This is a genomic window from Acinetobacter oleivorans DR1 (assembly GCF_000196795.1).
Lineage (GTDB): Bacteria > Pseudomonadota > Gammaproteobacteria > Pseudomonadales > Moraxellaceae > Acinetobacter > Acinetobacter oleivorans.
The window spans coordinates 2,453,459-2,469,794 of record NC_014259.1 but is presented as its reverse complement, the minus strand read 5'-3'; the positions used below and the strand labels follow the sequence as shown (position 1 = coordinate 2,469,794).

At 38.0% G+C, this 16,336-nt stretch carries 14 protein-coding genes; 10 read left to right on the top strand and 4 right to left on the bottom strand.

The window, feature by feature from the left end; genetic code table 11:
• Positions 1 to 202: 202 nt before the first annotated feature.
• The 4 genes from AOLE_RS11535 (at position 203) to AOLE_RS11520 (ending at position 5,682) form a co-directional block, all read left to right on the top strand.
• Positions 203 to 1,021: a hypothetical protein gene (locus AOLE_RS11535; protein WP_013198174.1), complete on the top strand. Its 819-nt coding sequence runs from the start codon at positions 203 to 205 to the stop codon at positions 1,019 to 1,021.
• Positions 1,022 to 1,156: 135 nt separating this feature from the next.
• Positions 1,157 to 2,452: an acyl-CoA dehydrogenase family protein gene (locus AOLE_RS11530; RefSeq protein ID WP_013198173.1), complete on the top strand. Its 1,296-nt coding sequence runs from the start codon at positions 1,157 to 1,159 to the stop codon at positions 2,450 to 2,452.
• 177 nt (positions 2,453 to 2,629) lie between these two features.
• A complete protein-coding gene (locus tag AOLE_RS11525; protein WP_004642499.1) occupies positions 2,630 to 4,021 on the top strand; it encodes an LLM class flavin-dependent oxidoreductase in 1,392 nt (463 codons plus the stop codon).
• 194 nt (positions 4,022 to 4,215) lie between these two features.
• Positions 4,216 to 5,682 (top strand): MFS transporter, encoded by a 1,467-nt coding sequence (locus AOLE_RS11520; RefSeq protein ID WP_013198172.1) that lies wholly within the window; start codon positions 4,216 to 4,218, stop codon positions 5,680 to 5,682.
• 60 nt (positions 5,683 to 5,742) lie between these two features.
• On the opposite strand, the gene AOLE_RS11515 is transcribed toward AOLE_RS11520, so the two are convergent.
• Entirely contained in the window at positions 5,743 to 6,927 is a 1,185-nt protein-coding gene (locus AOLE_RS11515; protein ID WP_013198171.1) for a hypothetical protein, read from the bottom strand.
• Between the two features lie 441 nt (positions 6,928 to 7,368).
• Between AOLE_RS11515 and tauA the strand changes: the two genes are divergently transcribed.
• The 4 genes from tauA to tauD are packed head-to-tail and all read left to right on the top strand — an operon-like array spanning position 7,369 to position 10,969.
• Entirely contained in the window at positions 7,369 to 8,409 is a 1,041-nt protein-coding gene (tauA, locus tag AOLE_RS11510) for a taurine ABC transporter substrate-binding protein (RefSeq protein ID WP_081399165.1), read from the top strand.
• Between the two features lie 9 nt (positions 8,410 to 8,418).
• Complete coding sequence (locus tag AOLE_RS11505; protein ID WP_013198169.1) at positions 8,419 to 9,213, top strand: taurine ABC transporter ATP-binding protein; 795 nt, start codon at positions 8,419 to 8,421, stop codon at positions 9,211 to 9,213.
• Positions 9,210 to 10,079, top strand: coding sequence for a taurine ABC transporter permease TauC (gene tauC / locus AOLE_RS11500; protein WP_002114284.1), 870 nt, complete (start codon positions 9,210 to 9,212; stop codon positions 10,077 to 10,079). The genes AOLE_RS11505 and tauC overlap by 4 nt, the downstream gene beginning before the upstream one ends.
• 8 nt (positions 10,080 to 10,087) lie before the next feature.
• Positions 10,088 to 10,969 carry a taurine dioxygenase gene (tauD, locus tag AOLE_RS11495; protein WP_013198168.1) on the top strand — a complete coding sequence of 294 codons (882 nt, stop codon included), beginning with the start codon at positions 10,088 to 10,090 and terminating at the stop codon, positions 10,967 to 10,969.
• Positions 10,970 to 11,035: 66 nt separating this feature from the next.
• On the opposite strand, the gene AOLE_RS11490 is transcribed toward tauD, so the two are convergent.
• On the bottom strand, positions 11,036 to 11,770 hold the full coding sequence (locus AOLE_RS11490; RefSeq protein WP_013198167.1) for an aspartate/glutamate racemase family protein: 735 nt from the start codon (positions 11,768 to 11,770) through the stop codon (positions 11,036 to 11,038).
• Positions 11,767 to 13,236: an NCS1 family nucleobase:cation symporter-1 gene (locus AOLE_RS11485; RefSeq protein ID WP_013198166.1), complete on the bottom strand. Its 1,470-nt coding sequence runs from the start codon at positions 13,234 to 13,236 to the stop codon at positions 11,767 to 11,769. Before AOLE_RS11485 ends, AOLE_RS11490 begins: the two co-directional genes overlap by 4 nt.
• A gap of 397 nt (positions 13,237 to 13,633) precedes the next feature.
• On the opposite strand from AOLE_RS11485, the gene AOLE_RS11480 reads away from it, so the two are divergent.
• On the top strand, positions 13,634 to 14,374 hold the full coding sequence (locus AOLE_RS11480; RefSeq protein WP_013198165.1) for a GntR family transcriptional regulator: 741 nt from the start codon (positions 13,634 to 13,636) through the stop codon (positions 14,372 to 14,374).
• Positions 14,375 to 14,422: 48 nt separating this feature from the next.
• Here the strand turns inward: AOLE_RS11480 and AOLE_RS11475 are convergent, their stop codons facing one another.
• The gene (locus tag AOLE_RS11475; protein WP_013198164.1) at positions 14,423 to 15,313 is read right to left on the bottom strand and encodes a LysR family transcriptional regulator; all 891 of its coding nucleotides are present in this window, start codon (positions 15,311 to 15,313) and stop codon (positions 14,423 to 14,425) included.
• A gap of 197 nt (positions 15,314 to 15,510) precedes the next feature.
• Between AOLE_RS11475 and AOLE_RS11470 the strand changes: the two genes are divergently transcribed.
• On the top strand, positions 15,511 to 16,197 hold the full coding sequence (locus tag AOLE_RS11470; protein ID WP_001043290.1) for a hydrolase: 687 nt from the start codon (positions 15,511 to 15,513) through the stop codon (positions 16,195 to 16,197).
• Positions 16,198 to 16,336 lie beyond the last annotated feature (139 nt).

Here is a 16,336-nt window from a genome sequence, read left to right as displayed (position 1 = left end):
AAAAGTCCAAAATAAATGAACAAGATTTACGAATGGCCAAAATCACTTTTCAAAACAGAGTAAATGCGACTTTGGGTAATAAGCGCAGAATAGTTTCTTCTCTTTTATTCCTTTGTTGTTTTGCGTGAGGTCTGGTTGTTACGTAGGTTATTAAAGACCTGATTTAAGTGTAGCTCTTCTAAAATAGCTTGGATGTTAAAAAATGTTTATTACTTCTCAACTCAATGTCCTGCATAAAATCATTAAAAATCAGCCTATTCCTGTATCTATATTGGCTCAATTAGAGCAAACCTACGTTAATTTTGAAGCTACTTTATTAAGAGCGAAAGTACTCAGAGACTTTTCTAAATCTGAAACAGTATATTTAATTCAATCTCATATTGAGGCACATCAAAGTAGTGTGGCTTATCTATTTTCACCATTTATTTTTGCTAACTTAAATAAGGCCGCTATTTATACAACGCCTGCAACTGTACCTGTGCTTTCAATTCTTAATAAATATTACCAAGCTGAAAAAAAAGCCTTATTCAAAGTAGATGATGTTTTAGAAAGTCTAAAAATTTATATAGATTTGGAATTTGCAGAGCTTAATGAGGTTGAGTTTATTTATTTAAGCTTAATCAAGGCACTGTGCCGAAGTGATCTCTCTACCGTTTTTTTAATTACGAGTTTAGAGGTAGATGTCGAGCATTTAAAAACACTAGAACAATTTTTAAAGGTCAAAATTTATTGGATTAAAACCACAAAAGATGATGACTTAAAAAACCTTAATGGCTTAGAAATGCGGAAATTATTATTCAAAAATAAAGATGAAACTTATGTAAAATTATGCGCGAAGTTTGCTCAAATGAACGCAGCGCTGGTTGGTTTATGCGACACCTTTACTGCTGGGCAAATGACACATTTAATTGATGATATGTTCTATTCAGAGCATATTTTCGAAAAGTTATCTGTCTATTCAGAATATATCCAAACACTTCTACAAAGCCAGCAGAGCATTAGACAAAAAGAACTATCTTAGGGCTTGGGAGATGAGCTTTTTATGTTTGTGCTTGGGGGGCTTATATAAAGAATGAATACAGTTATAAAAAAATAATCGTTTTCATGTGAAATAAATATTTTATGGTAAAAGCAAAGCAATATTGGTTTTACTTACATGACAAATTTAAATTTTGAGCATCATCTCGGTTCACTAACGCATGCAGCACTTAGTCAGGCTTCAATCATTTCTCGCGTGTGGGGTGAAGGGCCTTCAGAACGTTATGATGAATTGGCAAAAAATTTCAGACCGACTTTTGCCCGTATTAAAGAAGGGGCTTTAATCCGCGAACAGCAGCATATTTTGCCTTATGAACAACTTCAGTGGCTCAAAGATATTGGCTTTACGCGCTTAAGACTTCCAAAAGATCATGGTGGCTTTGATGCAACTATTCCTGAATTATTTGCATTACTCATTGAACTTGCAGAAGCCGATTCAAACTTACCGCAAGCTTTACGTGTGCATTTTGGTTTCACTGAAGATGTCTTAGTAAGTAAAGACAAAGCGTTTCAACAGCGTTGGCTGAGCCGAATTGCCAACGGGGAAACTGTCGGTAGTGCATGGTCTGAAGGTGGGAAAGAATCAATTGATCAGTTCGAAACTCATTTATATCGAGACGGTGAAGGAAAAATTCGCGTTAAAGGGAAAAAATATTACACCACAGGGAGTCTATATGCCGATTGGGTGGACGTTGGTGTAACAGATTTAAAGGGTGAATCTGGCTCAGTCGTTGTTCGCCGTGAAGATGAAGGTGTTGAAATTGTTGATGACTGGAATGGCTTTGGTCAGCAACTCACCGCGAGTGGTACAGCATATTTCCATGATGTATTGGTCGATGAAACTGAAATTTTACCTGATGATGATCGTTTTAAATATTCAGCGGCTTACTATCAACTGGTTCAACTGGCAATCATTACAGGTCTAGGACGTGCTGCAACCTATGATGTTTCTCAAGCTGTTGCTAAACGTACCCGAAACTACACGCATGCGAATGCCCAATTTGTAAAACAGGATCCGCAAATTTTACAAGTCGTGGGACAAATTCGTGGTGCAGCTTACAGTGCAGGAGCGATTGTTGAAAAAGTTGCACAAAGCTTACAACGTGCTTACTTAGCTGCATTTCAAAATAATGAGCAACTTGAAGAGGAGCAAAATGCGCTTGCCGAACTTGAAAGTGCGCAGTCTCAAACGGTCATTACCGATCTAATTTTAAATGCTTCTACGATTTTATTTGATGCTTTAGGTGCTTCTGCAACAGACAAAGATTTAGGCCTAGATCGATACTGGCGTAATGTAAGAACTTTATCTTCACATAATCCGAGAGTATTTAAAAATCGAATTATCGGTGATTTTAGTGTAAACGGCACATTACCACCGTATCAATGGCGAATAGGGAATGTTGATAAACAATAAATTATAGTTTTAGATATTAAGCTGCTATTTTTAGCGGCTTAATGTTATTTATATTTTTTAAAATAAATTATAAAAAACTATTAGAATAAAATCATATTTTGTTTGGGGTATATATTATAAAGAAAACATAAAAATTGCTTTAGTATAAAAATTAAATAAAATGCTGGCTGATATTTTATGACTAAGAAAATTAGTTTTAATGCTTTTGAAATGAATTGTATTGCCCACCAATCTCCTGGATTATGGCGACATCCTCAAGATCGATCTGTTGAATATAAAGATTTAGAATATTGGACAGATTTAGCACAAATTCTTGAGCGTGGTTTTTTTGACGGTATTTTTATTGCAGATGTGCTTGGTATTTATGACGTTTATCATCAAAGTGCTGAACATGCCTTAACAGGCGCGGTACAAGTTCCAGTCAATGATCCGCTACAGATTGTGCCGGCGATGGCAGCAGTCACAAAGCACTTGGGTTTTGGTGTCACGACTTCTATTTCCTTTGAACATCCTTATCCTTTTGCTAGACGTATTAGCACGCTAGATCATTTAACCAAAGGTCGAGTTGGTTGGAATATCGTGACGTCTTATTTGGAAAGTGGTTCGAAAAACTTAGGTCTAAAAACTCAGGTTAATCATGACAATCGTTATGATATTGCTGATGAATATTTAGAAGTCCTTTACAAACTTTGGGAAGGGTCTTGGGAAGAAGGTTCGGTACTTCGTGACCGTGAAAGCGGTATCTTTGCTGACCACAAAAAGGTGCATCCAATTCAGCACGAAGGTAAATACTTTACTGTACCGGGCATCCATATTTGTGAACCATCACCGCAGCGAACACCAGTACTCTACCAAGCGGGGGCTTCATCACGCGGGCAGAAGTTTGCTAGTCAAAATGCCGAATGTGTATTCATAGCAGCGCCGTCTAAAATTGCCACTAAAAAAGTGGTACAAGGCATTCGCCAAAAATTGGCTCAAGAAGGTCGCGACCCGTACTCTGTCAAAATTTATGCACTTTTGTCGATTGTCACTGATGAAACCGATGCAAAAGCACAAGCTAAGTTTAAAGAATATCAAAGCTATGGAAGCTACGATGGGGCGTTAACATTACTGTCTGGCTGGTCGGGTGTTGATTTTTCACAATATCAACCGACCGATAAAGTTGAATATATTCAAACCAACGCGATTCAATCTTTATTAGATTCTTATGTAAATGCGGATCCAGAGCGTGTTTGGACCATTGAGGAAATTGCAAACTGGAACAGCTTAGGTGGTAATGGGCCTGTGTTAGTGGGTTCGGCAGAAACAGTTTCGGATGCTTTACAGCAATGGGTTGAAGATACCGATATTGATGGCTTTAACTTGGCCTATATTTTGGCTCATCAAACCTTTGCCGATGTGGTTGAGTTTATTGTTCCAGAGTTGCAAAAACGAGGGGTATATCAAACCTCTTATGCACAAGGAACATTAAGAGAAAAACTATTTGGTGCTGGGCCATATTTGCCTGAAAATCACCGCGGTGCAAAATATCGTAATCTAAAGGAATTAAAACTTGCTGAGGCGAGTTAATGTTTTAGGAAGTCTTTAAATAAAAAGCTGGTTAAATATCAGCTTTTATTTTGCCTTTTTATATCGGTTTTACTGCTGAGTTAATAATGAAAAAATAATTCTATAATTTAGATTAAAACATCAGATTAATTTGTTTTTGTATTATGTGAATAATCATTATTTTGTTCCTGTTATTAAAATTCAGGAATTATTAAGTGAGCACACAAGAACTCGATCATAACCATCGTTATGAAATTAAATCTCCCGATGATGTTTCACAATTAATTTCAAAATTTGCAGGGAAGGGTAAATCGAATAAAGTTATTTGGTTGGCACTAATTGGGGTATTTATTGATGCCTATGATTTAACAACGTTGTCCTTTGGTATTGAGCAAGTCATCTCAGAGTTTTCTTTAAGCCCTGTCATGACTGGTGTGGTGGCTTCGGCAATTGTCTGCGGAACCATTGTTGGTAACCTGATTGGTGGTTGGCTGACAGATAAAATCGGCCGTTATCGGGTCTTTATGGCGGATATGGTGCTGTTTGTCATTGCGGCAATTGTCGCAGGCTTTGCACCAAATGTTTGGGTTTTGATTTTAGCCCGATTTATTATGGGAATTAGTGTTGGTATTGATTTGCCTGTCGCAATGTCATACTTATCTGAGTTTTCTAAATTTAACGGTAGTAGCAACAAGGCAGCGCGTTTAGCTGCATGGTGCCCAATGTGGTATGCTGCTTCTTCGGTCTGTTTTGGTCTAGTTCTGGCGCTTTATTTTCTTTTACCCCCTGAGCATAGCAACTGGTTATGGCGAGCATCTTTAATTTTTGGAGCAGTGCCAGCGTTACTCATTATTTTTATTCGCGGTAAATATTTAACTGAATCACCCATTTGGCTTGCAAACCAAGGCGATTTAAAAGGTGCAGCTAAAGTTCTACAAGAATCCTATGCAATTAATGCAGTCGCTACAGTTGAAAAAGTAGAAAGAACTGCTGAAAAGAAAAAGCGCGAGGGTTTTGCAGTTTTATTTAATAAAACCTATTTGCCAAGAACGATTGTGGCAATTGTGATTCACATTTCGGTGGCATTTCAGTACACGACCATTGCCTTCTTTTTACCTTCCATTTTAACGCGTTTCTTTCATACCGATGTCTTGACGACGATTACTACAACACTCGGGCTTAATTTATTGTTTGCATTTACGGGCGGGCTGTTAGGCGTATTTGTTGCTAGCAGATTTAAATCTCGTCATGTGTTGCTTACAGGCTTTTTACTCCAGTTTATAGCCCTCATTGCCTTAGCATTAATTGGTGAACCCGGTAATAGCTTTCTACTCTACACCGCAATTGGAATGCTAGGTTTATGGCTTTTTGCCGAAGGCTTTGGGCCTGGGGCACAAATGATGGTTTATCCAACTATGGCTTATCCAGCTTCGATTCGTGGCGTTGGGGTTGGCTTTAACCGTGCGGTAACGGGTGTTGCTCAAGCAATTGCTTTGTTTGTTTTACCGATCTGGATGGCGGGATATAAAACTGATGTTTACCTCATTATTTCTATCTTTGCATTTATTCCTTTAATTGTGATTGGGTTACTGATTAAGTTTGAGCCTACCGCCCAAGATGTCGATGTGATTGATGAAGATAAAGCAGAACTTCCTCTCAATAATTCACCAGTAATCGACTAGAGTAAAATTAGATATCTAAATAAAATAAAGGCCAACATCTGTTGGCCTTTATTTTTGGAGTTAGAAGTAATAAGCAAAAATTACAAATGCTTTTTTATTCCATTTATCATTGGTTCCACCAGCGGCAAGACCTTCACTATCTCCTAGATATGGATCATGTTTACCAATGAGTAACTCGGCTTGTACTGTCAATTTTTGATAGTTAAAGGCAATGCCGGGAATAAAACGGGTGGAGTCTTTAAAGCCATCTTGCTCTTTTCGATAAGAACTATAGTTTAGGTATGGGCGAACAGAGGTAATAGGGCCAAACTGCTGAGGAAATAAATAGCTCAGTTCGGCTGAATAAATCTGACCTTTGGTTGCCGAGTTAAATGAATAATCGAAACCGCCCAAAGTCAGATGATCTTTATATTGGGTGTCGGCATTATCAATGTCTTGATAACCAGCCAAAAGCTGTAAATTCCATTGGTTATAATTGGTATTGCTAAAAACTGAATAGACTTGGCGATCGCCATCTTGCCCTGAACGTTTATTTTCAATAGTGGAATACCATGCAGAGGCACCCAGTTGAGTAGAGAAATTTTCTTGGCCTAAGACATTTTTAAAGGTATGAGCACCGCGAACAACAATCGAGTTCTTTTCTTTAGTATTGGTGCCTTGTGGTACAGAGTCATCCGCATTGACAGGGTTGATACTAAATCGACTCGAGTCTTTGCTTTTACCTCTATAGGTGCCACCATCGGTAGGATAAAAGGCGAGTTGTGCTTCATTGATTCCATCATTGAAATCATATTTCACCCCAAGATTATGTACATCTTCCCAACCTGCACTATTGGCAACGCCTAAATAATAAGTATTTCCCCAAAAGCGACCCAAGCCAAAAGGAACTGGGTTTAAGCCCGCAATAATTTTACTGTTATCATTAATTTTATAACCCAACCACGCATCGGTAAGCCAATTGGCATCGCCTAAACGCCCGTAATATTCATAAACCCGATAATCTAGGCGGCCAATCCATTTCGGGGAGTTGTAATCTAGCCATAATACCGCGTCATTAAAGGAAAATTTACTGGTAGTGGGATCAGAGTCAAAATCATAAACATATTTAGCTCGAACAGTACCACTTACTTTTAGTTGACCTTCTTCAACATTACCAAAGGTGAGAGCCGCATGACTTGAAAGGCTAAATGTAATTAAAGACGTTGTAATTAATGTTTTTTTCAAAAATTGAGAATGTTTAAACAAAAGAATTTTTCTCCTCTTAAAAATAAAAATTAAATTTGCGTCATGTATAAACCAGAAAAAGATTTGTTCAAATCTTAATATTTGCAGAAGTTTTAAGATAAAAAGATAATAAAATCTGAACTTTATATAAAAGAATGAAAATTAATTAGATTCAAAACTCTGGATGCGATAAGCAAAAAATAAAAATGACGAAATGAGTAGGATAAAATAATTAGAGTAGGTGTGTCAGGTTTTTCTCATCATATGATTTGGGAATAACGTTTTTAATTATTGATATATAAGTATTTTAATTTTGTATCTATTCTATAAGATTACTTAAAATTTTCTTTTTACCAAAAGATAAAAACTTATGAAAAAAAGTTATTTATAAAAATTAGATAAGCAACTCATATTTTTTTATTTTTCATTATAAAGCCAGCTGCATACCATGGGCTTATATTATTGAAAGATCATGAAATTATGAGCACAAAGACCAAACCGTTGATTATTACGGCAATTGTGGTTGTAGCAATTGTTGCATTTATCGTATGGCAAAATAAGAAAGATAATAATACGGGTGCTTCAGTTCGTGACAACAAACCTGTCGTGATTGCTTATCAGACCGGGGTTGACCCAAGCAAAGTTGCACAGGCAAACGGAGATTATGAAAAACATAGTCAACGTAACATTCAATGGAAAAAATTTGATGCGGGTTCAGATGTTGTAAATGCGCTTGCTTCAGGCGATGTCGTACTTGGCAATATTGGTTCAAGCCCACTTGCTGCTGCGGCAAGCCGTGATTTACCAATTGAAGTATTCTTAATTACTTCAAAACTTGGTGGGTCTGAAGCATTAGTGGTAAGTAATAAATCAGGCATTAAAACTCCTCAAGATTTAATTGGCAAAACCATTGCTGTACCGTTTGTTTCAACCACGCATTACAGCCTTTTGTCGGCACTTAAACATTGGAACATTCCAGAAGATAAAGTAAAAATTATTAACTTGCGTCCACCTGAAATTTCAGCGGCTTGGGAACGTGGTGATATTGATGCTGCCTATGTGTGGGAACCAGCTTTAAGTAAAGCCAAAGCATCTGGTACGGTTTTAACCGACTCAAAACAAGTGGGTGAATGGGGCGCTCCAACTTATGACTTATGGGTTGTGCGTAAAGATTTTGCAGAGAAAAATCCTGATTTCTTAAAAGCTTTTGTTAAAACTACGCTTGAGCAGCTTGAAAAATATAATCAAGATCCAGCCGCTTACGTTAAAGATGCCGATAACGTGCAGAAAATTGCGCAGCTTACAGGTTCTGATCCAAAAGATATCCCGCTTTTATTAAGTGGAAATATTTATCTAGACCACGCTCAGCAAAAACAAACGTTAGATGGTGAATTTGCGCAAAATATTTTTGATACAGCAAAGTTTTTAAAAGGTCAGGGCAAGGTCGATCAACTGAAAGCCGATTATAAAGGCAATGTGAATTCTTCATTTTTGCAGCCTTAAGGAGTTGTCATGAGTGTACTAGAAGCCAAACATATTCATCTGACTTTTCCTAAACAGCAAAAGCCAGTTTTACAAGACATTAACCTAACGATTGAAGAAGGTTCTTTAACCGTGATTTTAGGCGAGTCAGGTTGCGGCAAAACAACTTTGCTTAATATCTTGGCAGGGTTTCAAAAGCCGAGTTCAGGTGATGTGCTTGTAAATCATGAAGTGGTAAATGGACCAGATGTAACCCGCGCTGTCGTGTTTCAGGATCATGCACTCCTTCCTTGGTTGAATGTTGCAGATAATGTTGGCTTCGCTTTGCAGTTAAAAGGTTTAAAGCGCGCAGATATCGAAGCACAAGTGAACGCAATTTTAAAAATTGTGGGTTTAAGTCACGTTGAAAAAGCCAATATTTGGGAACTTTCCGGTGGTATGAAACAACGTGTTGGTATTGCCAGAGCTTTGATTAGCCACGCGCCGTTTATTTTATTAGATGAACCTTTTGCGGCATTAGATGCTTTTACGCGTGAAAACATGCAGCAGTTAGTGCTCGATTTATGGATTCAACAAAATAAAAGCTTCTTTTTAATTACACATGACATTGAAGAAGCATTATTGCTTAGCAATCAGTTAGTTCTGATGACAGCGCATCCAGGCAAAATTGTAGAAACTCTACATCTCGATTTTGCTAATCGATATCGTCAGGGCGAGTCTATTCGTTCAATTAAATCGGACTCTCAATTTATTCAGCTCAGAGAGCAGTTATTTGAAAGTTTAAGGGCACAAAAGCAAAGCGGTAAGGAGGCGTTAACCACATGAGTACTAAAGATAACGTCTATGAATATGATAAAGCAGGGCTAAAACTTAAGCCAGATGTGCAAACAGAAAATGCTTCATTTCTATCGTCATTTTTTGAAAAGCATCGTACTTTGGCAGTTAGCATAATTAGTGTGGGAAGTGTGGTTGCACTCTGGTTCCTCATTACTGCTTTGCATGTCGTACCTGAACTGTTTTTACCGAGTCCACAGGCAGTTTGGCAAAAATTTATATCGGTCAGCCAAGAAGGCTTTATGAAGGCTACTTTGTGGCAACACTTGGCCGCTAGTATCTCTCGTGTATTTTTAGCTTTGATTGCTGCCGTGGTGATTGGTGTACCACTGGGCTTATGGATGGGCCTGAACAAATGGGTTCGCGCTGTTCTAGATCCTTTGGTTGAATTATTACGTCCAATTCCGCCGTTAGCTTATTTACCTTTACTCGTAATTTGGTTCGGTATTGGCGAAACCACAAAAGTACTTTTGATTTTCTTCTCGATCTTGGCGCCTGTCATCATTAGTAGTGCGCATGGTGTGTTAAGCCATCAGCTGAATCGTGAGCGTGCGGCATTGTCATTAGGGGCAAGTCAGGCACAAGTATTTTGGCATGTCATTTTACCAACAGCTTTACCTCATATTATTACCGGTATTCGTATTGGTCTTGGGGTGGGGTGGTCAACATTAGTTGCAGCAGAATTGGTTGCAGCGGACCGTGGTATTGGTTTTATGGTGCAATCGGCAGCACAGTTCTTAATTACCGATACGGTGATTCTGGGCATTATTGTGATTGCGATTGTCGCAGTTAGTTTTGAGCTGTTTTTACGTTGGTTACAAAAACAGTTTTCTCCTTGGTATGGTCAGCAGTTGTAGTAAAGAAGATGAATACAGTAGTAGCAAACTTAAATATTGAAGTGATCAAGCCTACCATTGGCGCAATTATTCACGATATTGATTTGAATGCGTTAAATAAACAGACAACGCAACAAATCCAGCAGGCTTTGCTTGATCATCAGGTCATTTTTTTTCGAAAGCAACAATTAGCGCCTCAAGCACAAGCAGACTTGGCACGTAGTTTTGGCAGCTTACATGTGCACCCGATTTATCCTTCAATTGAAGATGTACCTGAAGTGATGGTGCTCGACAGTTGGAAACAAGACTTGCGTGACAATGAACTTTGGCACACAGATGTGACTTTTAGTAAAAATCCACCTTTAGGTTGTGTGTTGCAAGCCATTAAAATTCCACCTGTAGGCGGAGATACATTATGGTCGAGTAACACAGCAGCTTTTAAATGGCTTCCGCTTGAGTTACAGCAAAAACTACGTGGCTTAACTGCAACCCACGATATTCGTAAGTCTTTTCCGCTTGAACGTTTTGCTCATAACGAAGAAGAACGTGAAAAGCTTTTGCAAACATTTAAGCGTAACCCACCAGTGGTTCACCCAGTGGTGCGTACCCATCCTGTTACAGATGAGCCTTTGTTGTTTGTAAGTGAGGGCTTTACCACTCGCATTAATGAGTTACCTGAACAAGAAAGTGAGCAATTACTTGATTTCTTGTTTGAACATGCGACCCAAGAGCAATTTCATTTGCGTTGGAAGTGGCAAGATGGTGATATCGCGATTTGGGATAACCGTTGCACACAACATAAAGCATTATTTGATTATGGCGATGCTCATCGCATCATGCACCGTGCAACTATTAACGGTGATGTGCCATTTTATAAAAATGAACAACAGCCAGAGTTAGCTGAAGTCTAATTCTTTTGTTTTCAGCCGTTTCAATTCCAACGCAGCGTTTTGAGTTGGAATTGAAACAATAGCTCTTTAGCGCATTCCAAATTCTGACAAGATGCCTGTATAACTCTTTACGGGAGGTGAGGCCCAATCACCAACTTTGCTGGTTTTTAAATTTAATTGAACTAACATTTCAGCTTGTTTAACTGCTGCTGCAACACCGTCAATAACAATCACTCCCAACTCGTTTTGTAGCTTTAGACATAAATCACTCATACCTGCACAGCCCAAAACAATCGCATCGCTTTTATCTTCCGCTAGTGCTTTTTTGCACTCATCTCGTATGGTTCGATAAGCATCTGAGTCAGGAAGCTCCAACTCTTCAACTGCAATGTCACAAGCTCGAACATTTTTGCAAAATGGTGTAGCCCCATAGCGATGAGCCAGATGCCAGCTCATATTCACTGTGCGTTGTAAGGTTGTGACTACACTAAAACCAGTACTTACATAACTTGCAGTTCGCATAGCTGCTTCGGCAATCCCAATCACAGGCGCTGAAGTCATTTCACGGGCAGCATAAAGCGCAGGGTCACCAAAACAGGCAATAACATAAGCATCTACACCTAGAAATTCGCCTTGGCGAATTTCCTCTAGCACACCTACTGCACTTAGGGCTTCATCATAATAACTTTCAATCGTAGCAGGGCCCATTTGAGGACTCACTGCAATAATTTGAGTATCAGAACCTGCGACTATCTTTGCTGATGTTGCAATTTTGTTAGTCATGCTTTGAGTAGTATTGGGATTAATAATTTTAATTTTCATTGTACTTTTGCCTTCGTCATTGCCGATTTAGCATGCGCAAGCGGTTGATTAAGAAATCGGTAAATGACAAAACCGAATCCCATCCCAATAAACCATGTGAAATTAGCTAGCCCTGATAGTTGTGGTAAAAGTACGCAGAGAATAGGAATTAATGAAGCTGGAATTAAGGCATAAAAGGCAGAGTGGTTATAACCATTTTTGTACCAATACAAACCTTTGGTATCTAAGGTATATAAATCATCTACTTCGATTTTCTGTTTTTTAACGAGGTAAAAATCGGCTAGCAATACACCAAAAAGTGGGCCAATAAATGCACCTAAAATATCAATGGTGTAGTGGATTACTTGAGGATTATTAAATAAATTCCATGGGGTAATGAAAATTGAACCAACTGCTGCAATCATTCCACCCATGCGCCAGCTAATTTTGCTCGGTGAAACATTAGAAAAATCAAAGGCAGGTGAAACAAAGTTAGCGACAATATTAATTCCAATGGTGGCAATCATTAAGGTTAAACTGCCTAAAATCACCACAAATGTATTATCTAGTTTTCCAACCATCTCAACAGGGTCTGTAATGAGCTTGCCGTAGACTGGAAGCGTTGCTGCAATACACACCACAGTAAGTAAAGAAAAGCCTAAGAAGTTAATCGGTAGCCCAAGAAAGTTCCCCATTTTAATAGCATTAAAGCTTTTGCCATAACGAGAAAAGTCACCAAAGTTCAGCATAGGCCCTGAAAAATATGAAACAACAAGCGCAATAGCACCAATCATGACAGGTACAACCGCAAAACCGTCGTATTGAACACCGCTCAAGTTTAAATCAATATTTTGCCAGCCAGCTTTCCAGATGAGCCATACTGCCATCGCAAACATCACAACGTAGACAGCCGGACCCGCCCAGTCAATAAACTTCCGAATGCTGTCCATGCCAGACCAAAAAACAATCGCTTGCAGTAGCCAAAGCAGCATAAATCCAACCCATCCTAAATAGGAAAGTCCAAGAAAGCCATAAGTTGAAACATCGGCATAGACCGAACATTCTGGAAAGAACTTTAAAATGATCAATAAGAAAGCACTTGAGGCCAAATAGGTTTGAATGCCATACCACGCGACAGCAATAAGACCACGAATAACGGCAGGAATATTTGCACCAAGCACACCGAAGGTTGCGCGGCAAATAACAGGATAAGGCGTGCCAGTTTGTTGGCTAGACTTGGCAATCAGGTTTGTAAAAAACTGAACTATGGCAATGCCAATGAGTAAAGATAAAAGTACCTGCCAGCTATTGAGCCCTAGTGCAAAAAGGCTCCCAGCCATGACATAACCGCCGACACTATGAACATCAGACATCCAGAAAGCAAAAATATTATAAGCGCCCCATGTTTGCTTTTTTAAAGGAGCTAAGTCTTGATTTGTCAGTTTTGCATCATAAGAAGGTTTAATTATTGCTTCGGTATTATTCATCTTGAACACTCACTTCCTTAAGATGGAGGCACTTTCAGCAGCATTGTTTTTCTGTCTAAAAGAATAAAATTAAGATTGTGTACAATGTGATATTTAAATTGTGCACAATCTTAATTGAGCAAAAGTTATGCCAAATTTACGAAGTAGCGCTTATTGGTTATTTAAACTGATATGAATTTTGGATGTGCAGAGACAGATTTATAAAATGAGAAGTGCTTAATTTTTTTATAAAAAGTAAGTAAATTTAGGTGTATAAGTGGATCTTTAGAGATTTAATTTTGAATTATTTGGTTCAGTATATTTGTTGTGAAAATAAGAGCAATATTCCAAAACGTTTAAGTTAAAATTACACTATTGTCATTAGCTAAAGTTTTAAAAAGAGGGGGCGTTAATAAAAATGGAAAAATCAATGCCATTGAATGCACCAAAAAAAGCCGTAGAAATGAGCAATGATGAAATTGATGACCATATATATAACGCTATTGTAGATGCTATTTTAAATCGACAACTTGCCCCTGGCGCACGTTTAATTGAAGCACCTTTGTGTGAAGCATTCGGTGTAACGCGAGGAGTGTTAAGACGTGTTTTCGTCAAACTTGCACATGATAAGGTCATCGAAATTCAGCCCAATCGTGGAGCACTCATCGCAAAACATAGTGCTCATGAAACAAAAGAGGTCTTTGAAGCACGGAGCATGCTTGAAATCGCTACTGTAAAAAAGCTAGCTCAGAAGTCACATAGCCTAGATTTTAGTGAGCTTCGAGGTTTAGTAGATCAAGAGTCTCATGAGCGTTTAGCTGGCAATTGGGCCGAGTGGATTAAGCTATCAGGGCAATTTCATTTAAAGCTGATTGAAGCAAATCAAAATACAATTATGACCAGTTATTTACAGACGCTTATTGCAAGGACTTCGTTATTAATTGGGTTATATGAAATTCCCAAACATAATAATTGTTCGGCAGATGAACATCGTGCAATTTTAAATGCCATTGAACAAGGCGATGAAAAACGAGCCACTCAATTGATGGAAGAGCATTTAGAACACTACGCGACGACATTTGTTGAAGAAGACAGCACAGCAACAGCAGATCAGAATTTATTAAATTTATTTAAAAATAAGAAAATTGAAACCATTTAAACTAACTAAAAATAATGGGCCATTTCCTATGGAAAAGGCCCAGATTTGTTATTTTATAGGAATGATTTGATGCGTTAAAAAATCAATAAATAGTTTTACCTTCTTCGACAAAATTTTACGGTTTGGCCATGTTACATATAAGTGAAGTGGCTGACTGGTGTAGTCCTCCAAACACTTTTGTAATTTACCCTCTTTGTAGTAAGGCTCTGCAATAAATTCTGGAAGAAAAACAATACCGTGATCTTTTAAACACATATCTAATAATAATTCACCATTATTACAGGTCATGACTGGGAAGCAATTAAAGGACACTTCTTTTTGATCTTTTTGGAAAATCAGTTTTTTATGTCGGCTATCTTGATAATAAATTAAAAATTTATGATCTTTAAGTTCTTCTAAAGAGGCTGGTAATCCATGCTGATTGAAATACTCAGGTGTTGCGTATAAATATCGTTGGTAGGTATTTAATATTTTACTATTTGCCAAATTTGGAGGAGAGCCATCTACACGAATGGTTAAATCAAATTTATTATTATTCATGTCTAGTAGTTGATCAGTCATGAATAGATCAATTTTAATGCTGGGATATTTCTCAATAAAGTCTGAAATGATATTTTGAAGAAAAATATTGCTAAAAGACATTGGCGTATTGAGCTTGAGTTCACCTTCTGGGTACTGCTGGTTGTAGCTAATTTCGTAGGCAGCCCATTCAAACTCACTTAAAATGACTTTACTATGCTGATAAAACTTTTCTCCACAAGAGGTGAGGTTCATCTGTCTTGTGGTTCGGGTTAACAGTGTGGTTTTCAGGTCATTTTCGAGGTAGCAAACACGTTTGGCCACTAAGTCACGAGAGATGTCGAGTGCTCTGGCTGCGCTACTAAAATTCCCATGTTCTACGACACTTACAAAAGTGGAAATACAGTCTAATCGATCCATGGATAAGCAAAAGTTAAAAAAATATATATCAATGATTAAACTATAAAAATTAAAAAGCAATCATTGATTTTATTGTATTCGTACAGCATACAGATTCGTGTTGATTTGCTGTCTATGCTTTTACATTTTTATCTGTTTTGATAATGAGCAGTAAGCAATTTTAATGCATTACTCATAAGGAATAATGGAGTTTACCCATGAATAAGTCACTTTTAGAACAACTTTCACCAACAAATTGTCAGGTTATTTTTATTGATCATCAGCCACAAATGGCTTTTGGGGTACAATCAATAGACCGCCAAGTATTAAAGAATAATACTGTAGGCTTAGCAAAAGCAGCTAAAACATTCAATATTCCTGTCACCATTACCACAGTTGAAACTGAAAGCTTCTCTGGTCATACCTATCCAGAACTTTTAGATGTATTTCCAGATGCTCCATTACTAGAACGTACTTCAATGAATTCATGGGATGACCAAAAAGTACGTGATTCGCTTGCAAAAAATAATCGTAAAAAAGTAATCGTTTCAGGTTTGTGGACTGAAGTGTGTAATAACACCTTTGCTTTTGGTGCCATGCTTGAAGGCGATTATGAAATTTATATGGTTGCCGATGCTTCTGGTGGTACATCAAAAGAAGCACATGACTATGCCATGCAACGTATGATTCAAGCAGGTGTTGTTCCAGTAACTTGGCAACAAGTCTTACTCGAATGGCAACGTGATTGGGCACATCGTGATACGTATGATGCAGTTATGGCAATTGTACGCGAGCATTCTGGTGCTTATGGTATGGGTGTGGACTATGCCTATACGATGGTACATAAGGCGCCTGAACGTACAACATCAAAACACGAAGTACTTGCACCAGTTCCTGCAAAATAAGAAATAGTTGAGTTAAGGGTATTTCGATATTTAAGTTGATTTATTCGATTTTTGACTATATTTGATAAGTGGAAAAGCCATCTGCAACTGTTCGAGGCAGGACAAAATCTGAAAAGATTGTAATTGAACGAGTTTTGCA

What these genes read in the sequence shown, in the direction of transcription:
- AOLE_RS11535 (WP_013198174.1), top strand. Translation starts at nt 203, where the DNA reads ATGTTTATTACTTCTCAACTCAATGTCCTGCATAAAATCATTAAAAAT.
- AOLE_RS11530 (WP_013198173.1), top strand. Translation starts at nt 1,157, where the DNA reads ATGACAAATTTAAATTTTGAGCATCATCTCGGTTCACTAACGCATGCA.
- AOLE_RS11525 (WP_004642499.1), top strand. Translation starts at nt 2,630, where the DNA reads ATGACTAAGAAAATTAGTTTTAATGCTTTTGAAATGAATTGTATTGCC.
- AOLE_RS11505 (WP_013198169.1), top strand. Translation starts at nt 8,419, where the DNA reads ATGAGTGTACTAGAAGCCAAACATATTCATCTGACTTTTCCTAAACAG.
- tauC (WP_002114284.1), top strand. Translation starts at nt 9,210, where the DNA reads ATGAGTACTAAAGATAACGTCTATGAATATGATAAAGCAGGGCTAAAA.
- tauD (WP_013198168.1), top strand. Translation starts at nt 10,088, where the DNA reads ATGAATACAGTAGTAGCAAACTTAAATATTGAAGTGATCAAGCCTACC.
- AOLE_RS11490 (WP_013198167.1), bottom strand. Translation starts at nt 11,770, where the DNA reads ATGAAAATTAAAATTATTAATCCCAATACTACTCAAAGCATGACTAAC.
- AOLE_RS11485 (WP_013198166.1), bottom strand. Translation starts at nt 13,236, where the DNA reads ATGAATAATACCGAAGCAATAATTAAACCTTCTTATGATGCAAAACTG.
- AOLE_RS11480 (WP_013198165.1), top strand. Translation starts at nt 13,634, where the DNA reads ATGGAAAAATCAATGCCATTGAATGCACCAAAAAAAGCCGTAGAAATG.
- AOLE_RS11475 (WP_013198164.1), bottom strand. Translation starts at nt 15,313, where the DNA reads ATGGATCGATTAGACTGTATTTCCACTTTTGTAAGTGTCGTAGAACAT.
- AOLE_RS11470 (WP_001043290.1), top strand. Translation starts at nt 15,511, where the DNA reads ATGAATAAGTCACTTTTAGAACAACTTTCACCAACAAATTGTCAGGTT.